The sequence below is a fragment of the Fulvivirga aurantia genome, assembly GCF_009711475.1.
Lineage (GTDB): Bacteria > Bacteroidota > Bacteroidia > Cytophagales > Cyclobacteriaceae > Fulvivirga > Fulvivirga aurantia.
Map to the genome: position 1 here is coordinate 1 of NZ_SMMD01000095.1, position 472 is coordinate 472.

General features: G+C 38.1%; 1 protein-coding gene. It reads left to right on the forward strand.

From position 1 onward, the window contains the following. A partial coding sequence (locus E1176_RS21495) for a type IX secretion system membrane protein PorP/SprF (protein WP_155208583.1) occupies positions 1-472 on the forward strand: 472 nt, incomplete at both ends.

Below are 472 nucleotides of genomic sequence, written 5' to 3' on the forward strand. Positions count from 1 at the left end.
TTTTAGGGATGAAACCGGGCAGAGTGGTGAATTTACTTCTACGGGTGTGAGTTTTGCATTTGCATATAATCTACATCTCACAAGAAGTGGCAATAACGTAATTACGGTAGGTGGCTTACTGGGAGGCTATCAGAAAAATATCGATTTTGGCAAATTTCAATGGTCATCTCAATACAACCCATTGATCGGTTACGATGGAAGTACTAATCCAGAAATAAGTGGAGTAGATAATAGCGTTTTTTACCCTACAGTAAGCATTGGGATGATGTGGAACTACAAGAGTAAAAAAAGATATGAGCTTAAAGAATTTGGCGCTTTTACAGGTTTCAGCATCGAAAACTTAAACGAGCCAAATGCCAGTTTTTTTAGCAGTGCTGATGGTGAGCTGGCTAGAATGATAAAATTGCATGGCGGGTTTTCTATCTTTTTAAATAAGCGATTAGATGTATCACCCAACTATCTGATTCAGTAC